The sequence below is a fragment of the Pseudoxanthomonas sp. LjRoot127 genome, assembly GCF_964253495.1.
In the GTDB taxonomy this organism is placed as follows: Bacteria; Pseudomonadota; Gammaproteobacteria; order Xanthomonadales; family Xanthomonadaceae; genus Pseudoxanthomonas_A.
Window position 1 is genome coordinate 3,746,216 of sequence record NZ_CAXUQR020000001.1, and the last position, 19,304, is coordinate 3,765,519.

Genomic DNA, 19,304 nt, shown 5'->3' on the forward strand with positions numbered 1-19,304 from the left:
CGGCGATTTCCTGCACATTCCACTATCGACGGCAGAGCACCGGCGTCGCGATCGAACGGCGATCCAACAGGGATCCGCGTCGAATTCACGTCGCCGCATCAGTCGATGAAGCCCTTGCCGGCGCCGTACTCCCATCTCCACGGCACGCCGGTGTCGCCCAGCACGAACGACACCAGCCGAGGAAATGCGCGCTCCGCGCGCACATCGTTGCCCAGGATCACGACGCAGCGCTTGCGCTGTTTCACGCACACCCAGGTATTGCCGGTGGAGTCGTTGTGCCCGCCCTTGTAGAAACCCGCGCCTTGCGGGCCGTCGAACACCACCACCCCCAGGCCCGCAGCGAGATCCTTGCGTCGCTGTGGGGCGGGCAGTTCGTCCTGCAATGTGGGGAATTGCGAGGCCGTGGTGATGGGCAATTGCGGCGACGTCATCGCGGCGAACGTATCCGCACGCAGGCCTTCTCCGTTTATGTAGGCCGCAGCGAAGTCCGCCATGTCCGTGATGGTGGTGTCCATCGACCCGGCCGCGCGCACGCGACCGCGCTCGTCGTGCGGCTCGACCGTGCCGTCTTCCATCCAGCCATCGGCCAGGTTGGCGGCGAAATCGGCACGCCACATCATGCTGGTGTTCGGCATGCCGAAGCGGTCGAACACGCGCCGCTGCATCTCCGCGCCCAGGTCCAGGCCCAGCCCGCGTTCGATCACGTATTGCAGCAGGATCAACCCTTCACCGGAGTAGGCATAGCGCGTGCCGGGGTCGAAGTGGATGCGCAGCTTGCCGTCGGGTTCGAGGAAGGCAAAGTTGGCGAAGCCGCTGCTGTGGGTCAGCAAGTGGCGTGCGGTGATGCCTTTCCATCGAGGGTCGCCGGCCAGGTCGGGCCAGGGTCCGTAACCGTCCTCGGCGGGATAGTCGGTCAGCGGCTGGTCGAAGTACTCGCCGATGGGGCGGTCCAGGTCCAGTCGGCCCTCCTCCACCAGCTGCATCACGGTGTAGGCGAACACTGCCTTGGTCAGCGACGCACCATACATGACGGTGTCCGCTTGCAGGGGATCGCCTTTCGCATTGCGCTTGCCGTAAGCGGCAACGTGGACCACCTTGCCCTCGTCGATGATCGCGATGGCCAGACCGTTGGCCTGCGCGGCCTTCATCGCCGCCGCAACTTCCGCGTCCAGGGCGACACGAGTGGGAATGGCAGGGGCAGCCGGACCAGCCGCCGGGGCGGCGAACGGCAGCAGGGCGAGCAGGCAGATTCCGATCAGTGAGCGCATGACCCCTCCTATGTGAGTTGAATCATACGGGCCATGGGGAACCGCTTGAGCGCCAGAGGTCATGGGCCGGCCGGGCGCCTCCTCTTGCCCCTCTACTCACACATAGGCGGTCGCGAGAGGCAAAAAGCCCCGCGCTTCTCTCACCAAGGGTCTCGCGAGGACCTGAAAGGGCCTCTCTTCTCTCACTAACGGTGTCGCGAGAACCTGAAAGGGCCTCTCTTCTCTCACTAACGGTGTTGCGAGGACCTGAAAGGCGCTCTCTTCTCTCACTAACGGTCTCGCGACAACCTGAAAGGCTCTCTCTTCTCTCACTAAGGGTGTTGCGAGGACCTGAAAGGCGCTCTCTTCTCTCATTGCGGCTCAAGCGGGACCAAAAAAGTACCGCTACTCCTCATCGAGGGTCTTGCAGGCGGAACAATGCAGGGAGAGCGTGGCAAGACGCGGGCTTGCGGTGGGAGATCGTCATTCCGGGGCGGAAGCTCAACGCGTTTTCGGTTGCCATTTCATCTCGCCAGGCTGTGGCGTTGCGTCGACTGGCGCGGCTCCCCGTGACGCAGGGGTCCCGCCCGCCAGCACGAAGTCCGCAATCTCGTCGGCATGACCGCCTAGAAGGCCACCGGCGTCATGCCACCGGGATTGTCGATGGCGTACCAGAGGGTGGAACCCGGCGTCGCCGTGTTGGCACGAGCGACCTTGCTGGATGTCCCGATGCAGCCGGACAGCATCGACGCGCAGACCAGCATGAAGAAAGGCAGTGCGATCCGCTTCATGGACGACCCCGGTGTCCCGATCAGCGGGATTCGGTGATCCGCAGGATCTTGCCGCTGGTGTTGATGGTGAAGACGATGGTCTTGCCGTCGCGGAAGTAGGTCCAGTTCTCGCCTTCACGAGCGCCGTACTGGTTTTCCAGCGGGGTGACCAGATCGGGCTTGCCGGCGATCTCGACAAGCCGACCGATGCCGTCGCCGCTGCTGACCACGCGGTTGCCGAAGGCGTAGGTATTGGCGAACGCCATACTGGCGGCGAACATGAGGGCAAGGAAGATGGCGGTCTTGCGCATGGGATTCTCCTCTCCGTTGGTAGGCCGAGTATAGGCCTGGACGCTCCGCGTTAAAGCGACAGCATCCGCATCAGCGCCAAGGCCGCCACGGCCGATGCCAGCCAGATCGCCACACGCTTGACGAGCGCACGGTTCAATCCCCCCTGCCCCGCGTCACGCGGCTGGTTGAAGCCGACCACCAGCACGTGCATCGGCAGCGCGACGACGAGCAGGAAGGCAAACACCCAGTTCAAGGTTTCGTCTCCCAGTCGCGGCCAGACCAGCGGCATCACGATGCCGGCGAAGAGGCCCGCAATGACGGCGGTGATGGGCGTGGGGGTGAGCTTCATGCGGGGCGGTGTCCGGCGGGTGGAAACCGCAGTCTAGCGGGCGGGTGTGGCGGGCGGGGCTAGCGGATGGTCGTAGGGTCAGCAGAACATGGGATAACAACGCGACGAATGGCGTCGGCATTGCTAAGGCGGCCGTTAAGCACTTCTGGATGGATCGCCATCCTTCTCAGCGCAAATCGCTTCTTCTTGCTTGGCCCGCGCCAGATCGGCTTCGATACCGATCACGCTATGCGTGAAGCTACCACGAGGACCGTTATCTCGTATAAGCGGATGATTAGTGGGCACATCCTCTGCCAAGAAGGCATAAACAAACGGCCCCAGGACAGGGACCATCAACACTAGAGCCAATGCAAATTTCTCCAAACGCGACCTAGAACTTTTCAGTAGACCGCGCAAGATCCAAAGACTGATCAACTCGGAGACCACGATCAGAATCAAGAATGGAGCGCTCATTGGGAAAGGCTACGCTAGGCGTTGTGCTTGAGTGTAGTGCATGGGCGATCGCGACAACTGACGTTCAAGAATCCGGGAGAAACGCTTCCGCTTCTTCCAACTCAACGCCCGGCGCCGACCGCAGGCAGGCCGCCAGTTGCGGCACGTGGCCCTGCCCGTAGAAAACCACGGCGCGATCACCCGGCTTCAGCGCCTGCAGCAGGCGGGCGCAGATGGCGAAGTTGCGCTTCGCCCAGGCGGCATTGAGCTCGACGCCGGGCTGTTGGTCACCGCCGCCGTAGCGCAGGAACTCTGCGTAGAAGCTCGCGGCCTCTTCGGTCGCGCGCGGGGTGTTCATCTCGCGCAGCACGCCGCCGATGCTGTGCGTCGCCTGAAGTGCGGTGATGCGCGCCGTGATGCCCTGGGCCTGTCCCATCAGCGCCTCGAGATCACCCGCCTTCCCGTTCGCCTGCGCCCACGCGCTCAGCGGTTCGAACGGGAAGTCGCCCGGAACATCCAACCCATGGACATTGGCCAGTCCCATCTGTTTGGCCAGTCGGAATCCCAGCTGCACGACTTCGTTGCTGGACGGCGGCAGCGTGCCGGCGAGATAGCGTGTGTACTGCTCGCGCGCAGCGTCGGCGGGCCACTCCACGCCGACGAAGGTCGGCTGGAATTTCGCCAGGCCATCGGTCACCGCCTGCAGCTCCGCCTGTCGCTGGGGCACTGTGACGTCCACCGCATCCACGTTGGCCTTGTCCTGGCCCGGATTGCTGAAATGGTAGGTGCCGACGATGACGACACGCGCCGGTGGATCGGCTGCCCAGGCCGCGCTGTGCAGCAGTAGCAACGCAAGCATGAGGAAAGGACGCATGGGATCTCCTCCGTTCAAAGGCTTAGATGAGCGTACGAAGGCAGACCAGCAGCAGCAAAAGCATGCCCGACAGCTGAGCGACGACAAAGGCCAGCACCGGGCCTCGGGCTGCGATCGAGAGTGTTCGCCATTTCCTGACGAGGCCAAACGCGAGGAAGTCGGAGCCGATCATGGACCTGCCGTCGGACAGATCCCTTACGGAGACGTCGTCCTGGAGCTTGTGGAACATCCAGGCGCGCAGCGGGAAGGACGCGACGATCAGGACGATCGCCACCCCCAGGATCGCCTGGCCGATTCCGGTTACGTCGACGCCGCGCATATGAATGTTCCTTGCCAACAGGAAGGTACAGCGCTTGCCGAGGTGGCGGAGAGAGTGGGATTCGAACCCACGGTAGGCTTACACCTACGGCAGTTTTCAAGACTGCTGCCTTAAACCGCTCGGCCATCTCTCCGTTGTCTGGAACTGCCCGCGACACCCGTCGCGGTGCATCGCCGCCCTACCCTGGCGGCGCGCCCCGCCCATTGCAGGCCGGGGCGCATTTTCGCACGAACCCCGCGGCCGTGGCCTACGAGGCTTTCTTCACCTTGCCGGCCTTGGTGTTGTCGATCGCCATGGCGATGGCCTTCTCCTTCGCCTCCGCGCAGGCGCCGCCGCAATCCAGCCGCGACGACTCGATCTGCTGCGGCAGGTGCTCGGCCAGGAAATCGATGAACACCCGCACCGCCGGCAACATGCCCCGGCGCGAAGCGAACACCGCGTGGCAGATGCCCTGCGGCAGGCTCCATTCCGGCAGCACCACCTCCAGCTCGCCCTTGCGCACCGCTTCCGCGCACACCGTCTCCGGCAGCAGGGTGATGCCGTAGCCGTCCTTCGCCATCGACTGCAGCAGCGGGAAGTCGAAGCCGGCCAGGCGCGGATTCAACTCGATGCGGCGTACCTCGCCATCCGGCCCGTGCAGCTCCCAGCGCTGGCGCGCCTCGTCCTCGCTGATGCTCAGCGTGACGTGCTCCGCCAGGTCTTCCGGCACCTTCGGGCGGCCGGCGCGGTTGAGGTACTTCGGGCTGGCGACCAGCAGTTCTTGGATCTGGCCGAAGCTGCGCATCACCAGGCTGCCGTCGTCGTCGAGCTTCGCGCGTACGCGCAGGGCCACGTCGTAGCCCTCGTTGATGATGTCGACACGGCGGTTGTTGACGTGCAGCTGCAGCCGCACCTTCGGGTACTTGTCGAGGAAGGCCGGCAGGATCTTCGGCAACTGCATCTGCGCCACCGCCACCGGCACGCTGACGCGCACCACGCCGCGCGGTTCGGCACTGAGGCGATCGACGACTTCGCGCGCCGCCTGCGCTTCGGCCAGCATGGTCTGTGCATGGCGATGCACGCTGGTACCGACGTCGGTCACCGCGAAACGGCGCGTCGAGCGCTGCAGCAGGCGCACGCCGAGATCGGCTTCCAGCTGGCTGATGCGCCGGCTGAGGCGGGACTTGGGAATGCCAAGCGCCCGCTCGGCGGCGGCGAAGCCACCGTGGTCCACCACCATGGCGAAGTAGTAGAGGTCGTTGAGGTCGTGCTGCATGACTATAATTCCGCCTTTAGAACAATCAGTGACGTTAGACCACGTTTATCCCAATAATGCAACGACCTACAGTGGTTCCCAAGGCGGCACCTGCCGCGTCCTGACCGGAGAACCACCATGAAACTATTGCACATCGACAGCAGCGCCCTGGCCGCGAACTCGGTCAGCCGGCAACTGACCGCCGCCATCGTAGCCCGTTGGCAGGACACCCTGCCCGACCTGGAGGTCACCTATCGCGACCTCGACGCCGACCCGCTGCCCCACCTGACCAATGCGGTACTGGGTGGGGGCGATGCCGCCACCGCACAAGCCGGCGAAGCGACCCTGAAGCAGTTCCTGGACGCCGACGTCATCGTACTGGGCGTGCCGCGCTACAACTTCGGTGTGCCGTCCACGCTGAAGGCCTGGATCGACCGCGTGGCCGTGGCCGGCCGCACCTTCAAATACACCGAGAACGGCCCCATTGGCCTGGCCGGTGGCAAGAAGGTGATCGTGGCCGAGGCCAGTGGTGGCGAGTACGCCGGCACCGCGATCGACTTCGTTGCGCCTTACCTGACGCAGGTGTTCAAGTTCCTGGGCATCACCGACGTGGAGTTCATCCGCGCCGAGCGCGTGGCTTATTCGCCCGAACACAAGGCGCAGGCCATTGAAGCGGCGCTGGCGAGCATTCCGGCGCCGCTGCGCCAGGCAGCCTGAGCCACCACAGGTCGCGGGACGGGGCCGGTATGCTGCCGGCATCCTTCCCGCCGACCTGCCGATGCCCGCCCGGAAAGCCACCCCGGAACAGATCGACGCCGCGCACGCCCTCGCCTTGCTGAAGGCCGCTGCCAGCCCGGTGCACCGCGCGGGGCTGGCCCGCTACGGGATTCCGGATACGCACGCGCTCGGCGTGCCGATGCGCGACATCCAGGCGCTCGGCAAGCGCATCGGCCGCCAGCCCGACCTGATGCAACCGCTTTGGGACAGCGGCATCTACGAGGCGCGCCTGCTGGTTGCCTTCATCGCCGATCCCGCGCAAGTCACTTCCGCCCAGATGGACCGTTGGTGCCGCCAGTTCGACAACTGGGCGGTCTGCGACACGCTGTGCCTGCACCTGTTCGATCGCAGCCCGCACGCGTGGGGGCGGATCGATGCGTGGGCCGGCAAGCGTGGCGAATTCGAGAAACGCGCGGCGTTCGCGCTGCTGGCCGGACTCGCGGTGCACGACCGCCACACCCCCGATGCGCCCTTCCTCGCCGGGCTGACCCACGTGTACGCCGCCGCGGGCGATGCGCGCAACTTCGTCAGCAAGGGCGTGAGCTGGGCGCTACGGGCCATCGGCCACCGCAACGCCGTGCTGCATGCGGAAGCGATCGCGGTGGCGACCCAGTTGGCGGCATCCGACGACGCGGCGCGACGCTGGGTGGGCAAAGATGCGCTGCGCGACCTGGGCCGCGCGGCCGTGCGCGCCAAGGTGGCGAAGGCGACGAAGGGGTGCCCCAAGAAGGCATGACGCTCCCCTCTCCCTGCGAAGCGGGGAGAGGGTGCCGAAGGCGGGTGAGGGGCGAACGGAGATGTGGGCCCTCCGCAGCCATCAACGCTCAAGGCGCGTCTGCCGTAGGAAAGCGGAGAGCTCGCGCTAAGAGCGCCCCTCATCCGCCCTCCGGGCACCTTCTCCCCGCTCGCGGGGAGAAGGCATCAACAGCTCAGGCGATGCGGTCTGCGCCACCCATGTACGGGCGCAGCACCTCGGGCACGGTGATCGACCCGTCGGCGTTCTGGTAGTTCTCCATTACCGCGATCAGCGCACGGCCCACGGCGGTGCCGGAACCGTTGAGCGTGTGCACGGGCTCGGGTTTGCCGGTGGCCGGGTTGCGCCAGCGCGCCTGCATGCGACGCGCCTGGAAGTCCTCGCAGTTGGAGCACGAGGAAATCTCGCGGTAGGTGTTCTGCGACGGCAGCCAGACTTCCAGGTCGAACGTCTTGGTAGCGCCGAAACCCATGTCGCCCGTGCACAGCAGCATGCGGCGGTACGGAAGGCCCAGTTTCTCCAGCACGGTTTCGGCGGCGCGGGTCATGCGCTCCTGCTCGTCGTAGCTCTCCGACGGGCGCGCGATGGAGACCAATTCCACCTTCTCGAACTGGTGCTGGCGGATCATGCCGCGCACGTCGCGGCCACCACTGCCGGCTTCGGAGCGGAAGCACATCGAATGCGCGGTCATGCGCAGCGGCAGGCGGGCGTCGTCGAGGATCTCATCGCGGACGATGTTGGTCAGCGGCACTTCGGAGGTGGGGATCAGGTAGCGCTTGTGCTCGCCCAGCTCGGTGGAGAACAGGTCTTCCTCGAACTTCGGCAACTGGCCGGTGCCGCGCATGGAGTCGGCGTTGACGATCACCGGCACGCTGGTCTCTTCGTAGCCGTGCTCGTTGGTGTGCAGGTCGAGCATGAACTGCGCGAGCGCGCGGTGCAGGCGCGCCAGCTGGCCGCGCAGCACGGTGAAGCGCGCGCCGGACAGCTTGGCGGCGGTGTCGGCGTCGAGCCAGCCGTGACGGGCGCCCAGCTCCACGTGGTCCTTCACGTCGAAGTCGAACGCGCGCGGGGTGCCCCAGCGGTGCTGTTCGACGTTGCCGGCCTCATCGCTGCCGAGCGGCACGCTGGCGTGCGGCAGGTTCGGGATACCGAGGGCGATGGCTTCGATCTCGGCGCGGATCTCGTCCAGCTTCACTTCCGAAGCCTTCAACTCGTCGCCGAATCCGGCCACTTCCGCCATCAGCGCGGCCACGTCCTCGCCCTTGGCCTTGGCCTGGCCGATGGCCTTGGAGCGGGTGTTGCGCAGATTCTGCAGTTCCTCGGTGCGCTTCTGAATCTGCTTGCGCGAGGCTTCCAGGTCGGCGATGCGGGACACGTCCAGGTCGAACCCGCGGCTCTCCTTGAGGCGCTGGGCGAGTTCGGCGGGCTGGGTGCGGAGCAGGACGGGATCGAGCATGGACACTACAGTCTGGCGTGGGAAGCCGGCATTATCGCCCATCTGCGACCGCCTGCCCGCGCGGTTAACCGCGGCTGTGCAAGAATCGGCGCGACTTTTCCGGTGACTCCCATGTCGGCCCAGCAACCGCACGATCCGCACTTTACCTTCCGCCTGCCCCGCACCGCCCTGCGCAATGCGGCGATCGCCTTCGGCGTCGGCCTGCTGCTGTTCCTGATCGTCTGGTGGGCCGGCCGGGACGACGGCTTCTATACGCCCGACCCCGCACTGCCGGGCAAGTCGCTGCCGATCGAAGCGCTGCCCGAGCCCCTCTCCACCGGCGCCGGCGCGAGCGGCATGGACGAACCCGCGCCCCGTCCCGCGGCCGAAGAGCGCCCGCAACTGGTGGAAGAAGCGCCGATGCCCGCGCCCGTCGCGGAAGCGCCACTGCCCGCCACGCCGGCCGACGCGGCGGCACCGACGGCCACGGTGCCGCTGGCCCCTGGCGACGTGCCGGTTCCGATTCCGGGCCAGACACCCGCCCCGGACTACCCCGCCTCGGCCATCCGTGCCGGAGACCAGGGCACGGTGATGGTGCGCGTCGAAGTGGGGGCGGACGGCGTACCGACCTCCGTCGAGATCGCCGAGCGCAGCGGCTCCCGCGATCTCGACCGCGCCGCACTCGCTGCGGTTCGGCAATGGCGCTTCCAGCCGGCGCAGCGCGACGGCCAGCCGGTGCCGGGCGCGGTGACGGTGCCGATCGATTTCAAGATGCGGTGACCGCATGGGCCAGGCACGATCGCTGAAACGTATCGCCGCCTGGTCGGCAATCCCGTTGATCGTCCTCTTCGCGTGCGCATCGCCTTGGTCAACGCGCAGCCCGTCGGTCGAAGACCCGTTGGGCGACGAGCCCGGCCAGACCTGGGTGAAGGGTCGTGGCTACTCCCATGCCGTGCGACTGATGGACTCCGGTCGCTGCGCTATGCAGGTGCGGTGCGATGTCTGCGCGGAACCGATACAGTCGGGCACGTGACACGGCAGAACCACGCGTTCGTACTGCGTCATGCATCGGGTTCGATCGCGATGGCTGTGCCCATTAGCGTGATGGGATGCGACGCACTGGCGACACGCGGCGAACAGAATGGTCGTGTGCCCGGGAGCATCTACTTCAAGTCGCTGCGCGAATGCGCTTTGATGATTCGTACGCATTGCTGAACCGCCATTCCGCTAGCTGAACTTCGGCACGCTCGTTTCATCGCTGAATCACGCGTCGCAAACATCCGCAAGCAAAGACTCGGCACCGTTCCAACGCGGAACCCACAACGCGAAACGGAGGTTCACATGTCGACGTCCATCAACAACGAATACCGCGCGCCGGATCCCACCCTGGAAGAGACCCAGATGGAACCGCGCCGCAACGCATCCCCCGTGCTGCTGATGCTGCTCGCTTTCGCCGTCACCGCGGGTGGCCTGATCTGGTGGAGCCAATCGCGCGCCCCGGCGGAAGCGCCTGTCGCAACCGCACCGAGCGCGGTGATCGACCAGCCGGTGACCACGACACCCGCCACTGAGCGCGCAACCGGCAGCGCCGATCGCGATCGCGCCGATCGTGCGACCCGTGCCGCTGCGATCAGCCGCGATGCACGCCCACTCGCCAGTAACGCCCAGCCGAAGTACCCGGCCTCAATGTTGCGTGCCGGCGTCGGCGGGACGGTCGTGGTGCTGGCAGATGTCGATGCCAACGGCAACCCGGTGGACGTTCGTGTGGTCGAGCGCAGTGGTGAGCGTGAGCTCGATCGCGCCGCGCTGAGCGCCGTGAAGCAGTGGCGCTTCGAACCGGCCATGCGGAATGGCAAGGCCATCGCCACCAGCGTGAAGGTGCCGGTGGACTTCAAGCCTATCTAGGTTCTAGTCCAAACGAAGAGGGGGCGCCCCGCAGGCGCCCCCTTGTTGCCGTGCCCGTACGTGTAGGAGCGACGTAAATCGCGACCGGGATACATCAGTGTTGGTATTCATGGCAAGCGCGCTATGGGCGACTGGCGAATGATAGAACTCAGGCAATCATGTGCCGCGGTCGCGACTCACGTCGCTCCTACAGAAAGCAACGGTCATGCTTTCCGCAACGCGAACCCTGCGCCCGTCGCCAGGCCATCGTAGTCCGGGAACGAGGTCGCCACGTTCGCCACATCGCCGACGCGCACTTTGCCCTTCGCCAGCTGGCCGGCGATCGAGAACGCCATCGCGATGCGGTGATCGCCGTGACTATCGACCACGCCGCCCTGCAGCGGCCCAGGAAAGATCGTCGCGCCGTCCGGCGTCTCGTCCACGCGCAGGCCGAGCGCACGCAGGCCATTGGCCATGGCCGCCAGGCGGTCTGATTCCTTCACCCGCAATTCCGCCGCCCCGCTCACCACGGTCGGTCCCTCCGCTGCGGCCGCCGCGACGAACAGCGCCGGGAACTCATCGATCATGTCGGGCACCAGCGCCTCCGGCACCTCGATGCCCTGCAATGTCGCATGGCGGACGACCAGGTCCGCCACCGGCTCGCCGCCGTGTTCGCTGGCGTTCTCTTCGGTGATGTCCGCGCCCATCAGCCGCAGTGCCTGTAGCAGGCCGGTGCGGCGCGGGTTCAGTCCGACCGCGCGCAGGCGCAGTTCCGAACCGGGAATGATGCTGGCCGCGACCAGGAAGAACGCCGCCGACGAGAAATCGGCCGGCACGGCGATGTCGGTCGCCTTCAGGCGCTGCCCGCCGCCCAGGCGAGCGAAGCCGGGGGAGAAGTCGATGTCGACGCCGAACGCCTTCAGCATGCGCTCGGTGTAGTCGCGCGTGGGGTGCGGCTCGCGCACCACGGTCTCGCCTTCTGCGTACAGGCCAGCCAGCAGCACAGCCGATTTCACCTGCGCGCTGGCGACTTCCAGCGTGTAGTCGATGCCGGCAAGGGCTTGTCCGCCATGGATGCGCAACGGTGGCAGGCCGCCCTCTTCGGTATCGATGCGCGCACCCATCGTGGACAGCGGACCGGTGACGCGGCGCATGGGACGCTTGGACAGCGATTCGTCACCAATGATCACGCTGTCGAACGGTTGCGCGGCCAGCAGGCCGGCCAGCAGGCGCATGCCGGTGCCGGCATTGCCGCAGTCGAGCGCACCGTCGGCCGCCTTCAGGCCATCCACGCCGACGCCATGCACGATACGGCGCGATGGCGAGGGCGTTTCCATCCGCACGCCGAGGCGCGAAAAGATCGCGGCGGTCGCGCGGGTGTCCTCGCCTTCCAGGAAGCCGTCGATCGTCGACGTGCCGTCGGCGAGCGCGGCGAACATCACCGCGCGGTGCGATACCGACTTGTCGCCGGGAATATCCAGGGTGCCGCGCAGCGCGCGGCCTGTGGAGGCGATCCAGTCTTGCTTGCTGCTCATCAGGTCTCTCGGTTCATCGGCCCATCCGCGGGCCCGGGCAACGTATCAGGGCACCGCGACGGGGTACGACCCCAGCACCTTGATCTGCGCCGAATGCTGTTTCAGTTCCGCCAGTGCCTGCTTCATCGCCTCGTCGTCGATGTGGCCGGCCAGATCGATGAAGAAGCCGTACTCCCACTTGGCGTGGTGCGACGGCCGCGACTCGATCCGGTTCATGCTGATGCCGTGGCGGGCGAACGGGCTGAGCACGTCGAACAGCGCGCCGGGCTTGTCGTGGATGAAGACCAGCACCGAGGTGCGGTCGTGGCCCGACGGCGGGAAGATGCTGCGGCCGATCACAAGGAAGCGCGTCGTGTTGTCCTTGTCGTCCTGGATCGGGCTCATGACGACCTTCTTCAGGCCGTAGACGTGCGCCGCGCTCTCGCCCCCGATGGCCGCGGCATCGTCGTTGCCACGCGCGCGGCGGGCGCCTTCGGCGTTGCTCGACACCGGCACTTTCTCCACCTTCGGCAGGTTGGCGCGCAGCCAGCCCGCGGTCTGCGCGAACGACTGCGGATGCGCGTAGATGCGCTCGATGTCGTCGATGCGACCGGTGCGCGACATCAGGAACTGGTGCACGCGCAGCTCGACTTCGCCGCAGATCTTCAGGTCCGAGGTCAGGAACATGTCCAGCGTGATCTGGATGGTGCCCTGCCCCGAGTTCTCGACCGGCACTACGCCGAAATCGGCGTTGCCGCTGGCCACTTCCTGGAAGACCTCTTCGATGCTGGCCAGCGGAAGACCATGCGCCGAGCGGCCGAAGTGCTTGAGCACCGCCTGCTGGCTGAAGGTGCCCTCCGGGCCGAGGTAACCGATCTTCAACGGCTCCTGCTGCGCCAGGCAGGCGGACATGATCTCGCGGAAGACATGCACCAGCACTTCGTCGCTGAGCGGGCCCTCGTTGCGGTCCACCACCATGCGCAGCACCTGGGCTTCGCGCTCCGGGCGGTAGTAGTCCACCGCAGCGGCCAGCTTTCCCTTGGCCTTGCCGACCTGGTGGGCGAAGACGGCGCGTTCGGCGATCAGGGACTGGATCTGGCGATCGATGCCATCGATCTTGGCGCGCACGTCGGACAGCGCCGGGGCGGGCGTCGCCTCGGTCTTCTTGCCCGCGGCGGGCTTGGCGATCTTCTTTGGCTTGCTGGGTTTGGATGCCATGTCGTTTTCCGTATTCCCGTCGCTTCCCTGTGGGAGCGACGTAAGTCGCGAAAGGTTATCGGTGAAGCTTCATCGCGACTGACGTCGCTCCCACATCGGGCAATGCAGGGACTTCATCCGTTACGTTGCTGGAAATCGCGCATGAAATCGACCAGCGCCTGCGCGCCTTCCACCGGCAGCGCGTTGTACAGCGAAGCGCGGATGCCACCGACCGCCTTGTGGCCCTTCAGGGCCAGCAGTCCGGCCGCCTTGGATTCGGCCACGAAGCGCGCGTTGAGGGTGTCGTCCGGCAGGAAGAAAGGGATGTTCATCCGCGAACGCACGGCTGGCACCACGTCGTTGCGGTAGAAGCCGGCGGACGCGTCGATGGCGTCGTAGACGAGCGACGATTTCACCGCATTGCGCCGCGCGAACTCGGCCACGCCGCCTTCGGCCAGCATCCACTTGAACACCAGGCCGGCGAGGTACCAGTTCCAGGTCGGCGGCGTGTTGAGCATGGAGTCGCGCGCGGCATGCGAGCGGTAGTCGAAGATGTCGGCGCGCGGCTGGCCGCTGCGCTCGAACAGGTCCTTGCGGATGATCACCACCGCCACGCCGACCGGGCCAAGGTTCTTCTGCGCGCCGGCATAGATCACGCCGTACTTCGACACGTCCAGCGGCTCCGACGCGATCGATGAGCTGAAATCGGCGAACAACGGCACCTCGCCCACGTCCGGGGTGTCGCGAAACTCGACGCCGTGGATCGTCTCGTTGGCGGTGATGTGCACGTAGGCGGCACCCGGTGTGAGCCTCCACGTGTCGCGCGGCGGGATGTCGTGGAAGCCACCGGCCTCGCCGTCGGCCGCGATGTTGACCGTGCAGTACGGCGCGGCCTGCTTGATGGCGGTCTTGCCCCAGTGGCCGGTCACCACATAGTCGACGACCTGGCCGGGCGCAGCGAAATTCAGCGCCAGCAGGGCCTGGTGGGTCGTGGCGCCACCCGACAGGAACAGCACCGCATAGTCGTCGGGGATGCCGACCAATCGGCGCAGGTCCGCTTCGGCCTCGGCCGCCACGGCGATGAAGTCCTGGCTGCGGTGGCTGATCTCCACGATGGACGCGCCAATGCCGTTCCAGTCGAGCATCTCGGCCTGGGCCTGCCGCAGGACCGATTCGGGCAGGGTGGCGGGACCGGCACTGAAGTTGAACGCGCGCGTCATGGGGCACCTGAACAGGAGGGTCCGTAGTATGCCGCAGCGCATCAGTTGCAGGGGCAACGAAGCGGACGCGCGGGCATGAATCCCGTACGCCGTGCATCCCGCGATCACCCGACTGCGTATAGGCTGCACGTGACCGGCCCGCGCGGGAATTTTCCGCCGCGACTGCCGTCCAACCGCCATCCCCTTGCCGGAGAAGTCCATGTCCCTGCGCGACGCCTTGCGGATCCGCGAGTCCGAGGTCACCGACGAAGCGATCTATCGGGATCGCCGCCGCCTGCTGCAGGCCTTTGCCGCCGCGCCCGCCCTTGCCCTGGCCGGCTGCGCGGAAGCCGAACCTCCCGCCCCCCCGAAGGTCGTGGTGACGCCCGAACAGGCGCGCTCCGGCTTCCGCACCACCGAAACGCTGACGCGTTACGAGGACGTCACCAGCTACAACAACTTCTACGAGTTCGGTACCGGCAAGGCCGACCCGTCCACGGCGCGCAAGACGCTCAAGACCTCGCCCTGGTCGGTGGCGGTGGGGGGCGAGTGCGCAAAGCCCGGCACGCTGTCGCTGGAGGACCTGGTGAAGGGGCTGGCCCCCGAGGAGCGCATCTACCGGCTGCGCTGCGTGGAGGGCTGGTCGATGGTGATCCCGTGGCTGGGCGTGCCGCTGGCCGATGTGCTGAAGAAGTTCGCGCCCACGTCGAAGGCAAAGTACGTGGCCTTCACCACCCTCGCCGACCGCGCCCAGATGCCGGGGGTCCGCTATCGTTCCATCAACTGGCCCTACCGCGAGGGCCTGCGCATCGACGAGGCGATGCACCCGCTCACCCTGCTGGCCACCGGCCTGTACGGCAAGCCGCTGCCGCAGCAGAACGGCGCGCCGTTGCGGCTGGTGGTGCCGTGGAAGTACGGCTTCAAGAGCATCAAGTCGATCGTCGAGATCAAGTTCGTCGAGCGCATGCCGGAGACGGCGTGGCACGATCTGCAGCCGTCGGAGTACGGGTTCTTCTCCAACGTCAATCCGAACGTCGACCATCCGCGCTGGAGCCAGAAGACCGAGCGCCGCATCGCCGGCACGCAGAGCAAGCTGTTCGCCGAACGCATCCCCACGCGCATGTTCAATGGTTACGGCGATCAGGTGGCGTCCCTGTACGCCGGCATGGATCTGAAGAAATGGTACTGAGCCGACACGATGCGTAAGGCGTCCGCAGGCCTGGTGGCGGCCAAGAGCGTGGTGCATGCGCTGGCGCTGACGCCGCTGGCGATCCTGGGGTGGCAGTTCTACGACGTATGGCAGCGCGGCAGCGATGCGCTGGGCGCGGATCCGGTGGCGGAGATCGAGCACCGCACCGGCCTGTGGGCGCTGCGCCTGCTGATGGTGGCGCTGGCGGTCACTCCCCTTCGCCAGTTGACCGGGCAGCCGGTGCTGCTGCGCTTCCGGCGCATGCTGGGGCTCTACGCCTTCTTCTATGCCACGCTGCACCTGGCGGTCTACTTGGGCCTGGACCTGCGCGGATACTGGACGCAGATCTTCGAGGAGATCGCCAAGCGTCCCTACATCACGGTGGGCTTCACCGCCTGGCTGTTGCTGGTGCCGCTGGCGATCACCTCGACCCAGGGCTGGATGCGCCGGCTCGGCCGGCGCTGGGGCCAACTGCACAAGCTGGTGTACGCCATCGGCGTGCTGGCCGTGCTGCACTTCTGGTGGCTGGTGAAATCCGACATCCGCGAGCCGCTGCTGTACGCCGGCATCCTGGCGGTGCTGTTGGGCTGGCGCCTGTGGAAATCGGTCAGCCGGCGCCGAACAGCAGCAGCGCGCTGAGCGCGCCGGCCATCAGCAACGCCGCAAGCAGCAACCATGGCCAGCGAAGCGCGGACGGGCCCGCCGGACGGTCCGCATCGGCCACCGGGTGGTCGCGATCGGCGTCTTCCAGCGGGGCGGGCTCGTCGACCCTGGCCGTCGGCGCCCACGGCACTTCCAGCACGAAACGGTGCTGCGCATCGAACACGATCTGGTCACCCGCCGACAGCAGCGCATCCCGGACCGCGACCCCGTTGACCCGGGTGCCCTCGGAGGACCCCAGGTCGCGCAGCAGCACGCGCTCGCCCCGCAACTCGAGCCGCGCGTGCCGCTCGGCAAAACCGGGGTCGTCGATGCGGATGTGCGCATCGCGGGCGCGTCCGACGATCCGGGGCTGCTCGAGCGATACGCTCCTGCCGTGGTACTTGCCGCCCAGGCCGCGCAGCACCACGCGCACATCGCCTTGACCGGCGTCGCTGGTGTGCAGATCGGACGCCGGCGCGTAGCCGGACTGCAGCAGCAGCTCGACGCCTTCCACATAGACCGCGTCGCCCGGGCGGAGTACGGCCATGCGCTTCACCGGCCGGCCGTTGATGTGGACCCCGCGCATCCCGTTGGCCACCTGCAGCCACAGCCCGCGCCGGTCGACGCATATCTGCGCGAGCAATGCACCCTGCAGCGCATCGCCGACTCCGATGGTGCCGGCGGCCTCGCGCACGATGCGGTGCACGCCGGTGGTGAGTGGCCGGTCAGGCGCAGGGCGGTTGCTGAAATGAAGTCGGAGGTTCTGCACGCGACGGGAGCCTAGCAGGTTGGCGCGTGGCCGGCAGCACCGGCTTGGCATCTTCACGCGGCGGCCCGCAGAATACCGCCACGTCACAGGAGCCGCGCATGGCCAGCATCGACATCAAGCATCCCCATTCCAAGTCGCCGGCGCAGGCGCGCAAGGCCATCGAGGGCGTCGCGAAGAAGCTCGCCGAGCGCTTCGACATGGATTACGGATGGGACGGCGACACGCTCAACTTCAGCCGGTCGGGCGTGGACGGCAAGATCGCCCTGCTCGACGACACGCTGCGGGTCACCGCGAACCTGGGCTTTCTGCTGTCGGCGATGAAGGGCCCGATCGAAGCCGAGATCCGTCGGGTACTCAGCGAGAAGTTCGACTGACGCTCAGTCCCGGAACGGGTCCGGGTCCGACGAGAAGAGCCGCCGGGACACCGCCCGTTCCGCCCGCTCGATGTCGCGCACGAACGCCTTGCCATCGCCCAGCGCGGCAAACGCGGCGAAACCGCGCTCGAGGAAGCCCTGCAGTTCGCCCAGGCCGGTGGCCTTGGCCGGGCCGCGCGACAGCTTGAGCAGTGTGGCCACGCCCGGCGTCTTCACCGCGCGCGCGAGCCCGACCCCCACCTCGGCGATCAGATCGATCTGGTGCCTGCGCAAGCGGGGCAACCCGACCTGGCGATAGGCCTCGCCGTAAAGGCGCGCGTCCAGCTTGCGACGCTGGGGCGCCAAGCGATGCAGCGCCTCGGCCATGCGCATGTCCAGCGCATGCGTCAGCACGCCCAGTTCGATGCCGTGCGCCACCGTCTCCAGCACCGCGCCCGGCAACAGGCGCTGCATCATCGGCATCACCTTGGCGACATTGGCATCACGACCACTGAAATCATGGTCGCCGTAGACATCGGTCAGGAAAAACATCGCCGCCGCCCGTCGTGTCGGGTCATTCAGGAAATGGGCGAAGCTGGCCTCCAGGCGGGCGGCCTGCCATCGCCGGACTTCGGGGAGCCAGCGCAGCCGGTTGCGCGGCTCGCGGGCCGGGTCGTGCGCCGCCTGGTGCCAGGCCAGGCGCCTGCCGACGCGTTCGATCAACGGATTTCCTCGGGCCATGGCGCCATGATCCCGGCCAGGCGCGACCACCGCAAGCCGGCGACCGGTCGGCTACACTCGGCCGGCAACGTCATCACGGGTAGTACATGCTTTCGATCCACAGCGCGCGGCAACGGGGCCACAACGGCAAGATCGGACTGGCCATCGCCGGCGGCGGCCCCATCGGCGGCATGTACGAACTCGGCGCGCTGCGCGCCCTGGACGAAGCGCTGGACGGCCTGGACCTGACCCGGATGGACTGCTACGTGGGCGTCAGTTCCGGTGCCTTCCTCGCGGCGGGGCTGGCCAACCGCATGGGGACGGCCGAGATGTGCCGCATCTTCATCACCGGCACCAGCGACGACGCCCAGTTCCGCCCGGAAACCTTCCTGCGCCCCAATGTCGGCGAGTACCTGCGCCGCGCCGCGAGCCTGCCGGGCCTGTATGCCGACTGGCTGCAACGCCTGCTGCGGAATCCGCGCCGCGCCACCCGCTGGTCGGACCTGTTCCTCCGCTTCGGTGGCCTGGTGCCGACCGGCATCTTCGACAACGAAGAGGTCGAACGCTTCCTGCGCGACATCTTCAGCCGCCGCGGCCGCAGCAACGATTTCCGCACCCTGGACGCGGACCTGTTCGTGGTCGCGGTCGATCTGGACAGCGGCGAGGCCGTGCGGTTCGGCGAAGAGGGCTGGGACGACATCCCGATCTCGCGCGCCGTGCAGGCCAGCTCCGCCCTGCCCGGCCTGTATCCGCCGGTGGAGATCGGCGGCCGCCATTTCCTCGACGGCGCCCTCCGCCGCACGATGCACGCCAGCACCGTGCTGGACCGTGGCATCGACCTGATGATCGGCATCAACCCGCTGGTGCCGTTCGATGCCAACCAGGCCGCACCGCAGGCGGACCAGGCCGAACAGGTCGGCCTCGCCAGCGGCGGCCTGCCCGCCGTGTTGTCGCAGACGCTGCGCACGCTGCTGCAGTCGCGCATGCAGATCGGCATGGAGAAGTACCCGCATCGCTACCCGGACATCGATCAGCTGGTGTTCGAACCGAACTCGGACGACAGCGAACTGTTCTTCACCAACCTTTTCAGCTTTTCCTCGCGCCACCGCGTGTGCCAGCTGGCCTACCGCAATACGCTGGCCGACCTGCGCAAGCGCGCCGCCGTGCTCAAGCCGATGCTGGCCGCCCATGGCATCCGCTACAACGAGGACATCGTCAGCGACCGCCACCGTTCGATCCTGGACGGACTCGACGTGACCCCGCGCATGACCGAGACCACGGCCCGCCTGCGCCGCGCCCTGGACGATGTCGACCAGCTGGTGTCGCGCCGGCGCGCGACGCGCAGTTCCTGAGCC

At 67.0% G+C, this 19,304-nt stretch carries 22 protein-coding genes and 1 tRNA gene; 8 read left to right on the plus strand and 15 right to left on the minus strand.

Annotated elements, in window-relative coordinates; genetic code table 11:
* Positions 1–98: 98 nt before the first annotated feature.
* The 9 genes from ACSQ19_RS17695 to ACSQ19_RS17735 form a co-directional block, all read right to left on the minus strand.
* Entirely contained in the window at positions 99–1,268 is a 1,170-nt protein-coding gene (locus tag ACSQ19_RS17695; RefSeq protein ID WP_435998842.1) for a serine hydrolase domain-containing protein, read from the minus strand.
* Between the two features lie 605 nt (positions 1,269–1,873).
* A complete protein-coding gene (locus ACSQ19_RS17700; protein ID WP_435998844.1) occupies positions 1,874–2,038 on the minus strand; it encodes a hypothetical protein in 165 nt (54 codons plus the stop codon).
* Between the two features lie 20 nt (positions 2,039–2,058).
* Positions 2,059–2,328 (minus strand): hypothetical protein, encoded by a 270-nt coding sequence (locus ACSQ19_RS17705; RefSeq protein WP_435998846.1) that lies wholly within the window; start codon positions 2,326–2,328, stop codon positions 2,059–2,061.
* Positions 2,329–2,378: 50 nt separating this feature from the next.
* On the minus strand, positions 2,379–2,657 hold the full coding sequence (locus ACSQ19_RS17710; protein ID WP_435998848.1) for a hypothetical protein: 279 nt from the start codon (positions 2,655–2,657) through the stop codon (positions 2,379–2,381).
* 135 nt (positions 2,658–2,792) lie between these two features.
* Complete coding sequence (locus tag ACSQ19_RS17715) at positions 2,793–3,110, minus strand: hypothetical protein (protein ID WP_435998850.1); 318 nt, start codon at positions 3,108–3,110, stop codon at positions 2,793–2,795.
* Positions 3,111–3,174: 64 nt separating this feature from the next.
* The gene (locus ACSQ19_RS17720; protein WP_435998852.1) at positions 3,175–3,963 is read right to left on the minus strand and encodes a DUF5694 domain-containing protein; all 789 of its coding nucleotides are present in this window, start codon (positions 3,961–3,963) and stop codon (positions 3,175–3,177) included.
* 22 nt (positions 3,964–3,985) lie between these two features.
* The gene (locus ACSQ19_RS17725) at positions 3,986–4,282 is read right to left on the minus strand and encodes a hypothetical protein (RefSeq protein WP_435998854.1); all 297 of its coding nucleotides are present in this window, start codon (positions 4,280–4,282) and stop codon (positions 3,986–3,988) included.
* Positions 4,283–4,325: 43 nt separating this feature from the next.
* A tRNA-Ser gene (locus tag ACSQ19_RS17730) sits at positions 4,326–4,415 on the minus strand.
* Between the two features lie 114 nt (positions 4,416–4,529).
* Entirely contained in the window at positions 4,530–5,537 is a 1,008-nt protein-coding gene (locus tag ACSQ19_RS17735) for a LysR family transcriptional regulator (protein WP_296283004.1), read from the minus strand.
* 117 nt (positions 5,538–5,654) lie between these two features.
* Between ACSQ19_RS17735 and ACSQ19_RS17740 the strand changes: the two genes are divergently transcribed.
* Both ACSQ19_RS17740 and ACSQ19_RS17745 read left to right on the plus strand, forming a co-directional pair.
* Positions 5,655–6,233 (plus strand): FMN-dependent NADH-azoreductase, encoded by a 579-nt coding sequence (locus ACSQ19_RS17740; protein WP_435998856.1) that lies wholly within the window; start codon positions 5,655–5,657, stop codon positions 6,231–6,233.
* A 61-nt stretch (positions 6,234–6,294) separates the two neighbouring features.
* Positions 6,295–7,029, plus strand: a complete 735-nt coding sequence (locus ACSQ19_RS17745; RefSeq protein ID WP_435998858.1) for a DNA alkylation repair protein — start codon at positions 6,295–6,297, stop codon at positions 7,027–7,029.
* A 193-nt stretch (positions 7,030–7,222) separates the two neighbouring features.
* Here ACSQ19_RS17745 and serS read toward each other — a convergent pair whose 3' ends face one another.
* Complete coding sequence (gene serS / locus ACSQ19_RS17750) at positions 7,223–8,503, minus strand: serine--tRNA ligase (protein WP_435998860.1); 1,281 nt, start codon at positions 8,501–8,503, stop codon at positions 7,223–7,225.
* Positions 8,504–8,614: 111 nt separating this feature from the next.
* Between serS and ACSQ19_RS17755 the strand changes: the two genes are divergently transcribed.
* Together ACSQ19_RS17755 and ACSQ19_RS17760 are read left to right on the plus strand one after the other, a co-directional pair.
* Positions 8,615–9,262: an energy transducer TonB gene (locus ACSQ19_RS17755; protein ID WP_435998863.1), complete on the plus strand. Its 648-nt coding sequence runs from the start codon at positions 8,615–8,617 to the stop codon at positions 9,260–9,262.
* 561 nt (positions 9,263–9,823) lie between these two features.
* On the plus strand, positions 9,824–10,387 hold the full coding sequence (locus tag ACSQ19_RS17760) for an energy transducer TonB (protein WP_435998865.1): 564 nt from the start codon (positions 9,824–9,826) through the stop codon (positions 10,385–10,387).
* 203 nt (positions 10,388–10,590) lie between these two features.
* Here the strand turns inward: ACSQ19_RS17760 and aroA are convergent, their stop codons facing one another.
* From aroA to serC, 3 genes are all read right to left on the minus strand, one after another.
* On the minus strand, positions 10,591–11,901 hold the full coding sequence (gene aroA, locus ACSQ19_RS17765; protein WP_435998867.1) for a 3-phosphoshikimate 1-carboxyvinyltransferase: 1,311 nt from the start codon (positions 11,899–11,901) through the stop codon (positions 10,591–10,593).
* Positions 11,902–11,946: 45 nt separating this feature from the next.
* Positions 11,947–13,098: a prephenate dehydratase gene (gene pheA, locus ACSQ19_RS17770; protein WP_296282991.1), complete on the minus strand. Its 1,152-nt coding sequence runs from the start codon at positions 13,096–13,098 to the stop codon at positions 11,947–11,949.
* A gap of 113 nt (positions 13,099–13,211) precedes the next feature.
* Complete coding sequence (serC, locus tag ACSQ19_RS17775; protein ID WP_435998870.1) at positions 13,212–14,297, minus strand: phosphoserine transaminase; 1,086 nt, start codon at positions 14,295–14,297, stop codon at positions 13,212–13,214.
* A 199-nt stretch (positions 14,298–14,496) separates the two neighbouring features.
* Between serC and msrP the strand changes: the two genes are divergently transcribed.
* Complete coding sequence (msrP, locus tag ACSQ19_RS17780) at positions 14,497–15,465, plus strand: protein-methionine-sulfoxide reductase catalytic subunit MsrP (RefSeq protein ID WP_296282989.1); 969 nt, start codon at positions 14,497–14,499, stop codon at positions 15,463–15,465.
* A 9-nt stretch (positions 15,466–15,474) separates the two neighbouring features.
* Positions 15,475–16,104, plus strand: a complete 630-nt coding sequence (gene msrQ, locus ACSQ19_RS17785; RefSeq protein ID WP_296282988.1) for a protein-methionine-sulfoxide reductase heme-binding subunit MsrQ — start codon at positions 15,475–15,477, stop codon at positions 16,102–16,104.
* Here msrQ and ACSQ19_RS17790 read toward each other — a convergent pair.
* The gene (locus tag ACSQ19_RS17790) at positions 16,073–16,876 is read right to left on the minus strand and encodes an FHA domain-containing protein (RefSeq protein ID WP_296282986.1); all 804 of its coding nucleotides are present in this window, start codon (positions 16,874–16,876) and stop codon (positions 16,073–16,075) included. The genes msrQ and ACSQ19_RS17790 overlap by 32 nt on opposite strands.
* 98 nt (positions 16,877–16,974) lie before the next feature.
* Between ACSQ19_RS17790 and ACSQ19_RS17795 the strand changes: the two genes are divergently transcribed.
* Positions 16,975–17,250, plus strand: a complete 276-nt coding sequence (locus ACSQ19_RS17795; RefSeq protein WP_296282985.1) for a polyhydroxyalkanoic acid system family protein — start codon at positions 16,975–16,977, stop codon at positions 17,248–17,250.
* Between the two features lie 3 nt (positions 17,251–17,253).
* Here ACSQ19_RS17795 and ACSQ19_RS17800 read toward each other — a convergent pair whose 3' ends face one another.
* Positions 17,254–17,970 carry an FFLEELY motif protein gene (locus ACSQ19_RS17800; protein ID WP_296282983.1) on the minus strand — a complete coding sequence of 239 codons (717 nt, stop codon included), beginning with the start codon at positions 17,968–17,970 and terminating at the stop codon, positions 17,254–17,256.
* Between the two features lie 86 nt (positions 17,971–18,056).
* Here ACSQ19_RS17800 and ACSQ19_RS17805 point away from each other — a divergent pair, with 86 nt between their 5' ends.
* Positions 18,057–19,301, plus strand: coding sequence for a patatin-like phospholipase family protein (locus tag ACSQ19_RS17805; protein ID WP_296282982.1), 1,245 nt, complete (start codon positions 18,057–18,059; stop codon positions 19,299–19,301).
* Positions 19,302–19,304 lie beyond the last annotated feature (3 nt).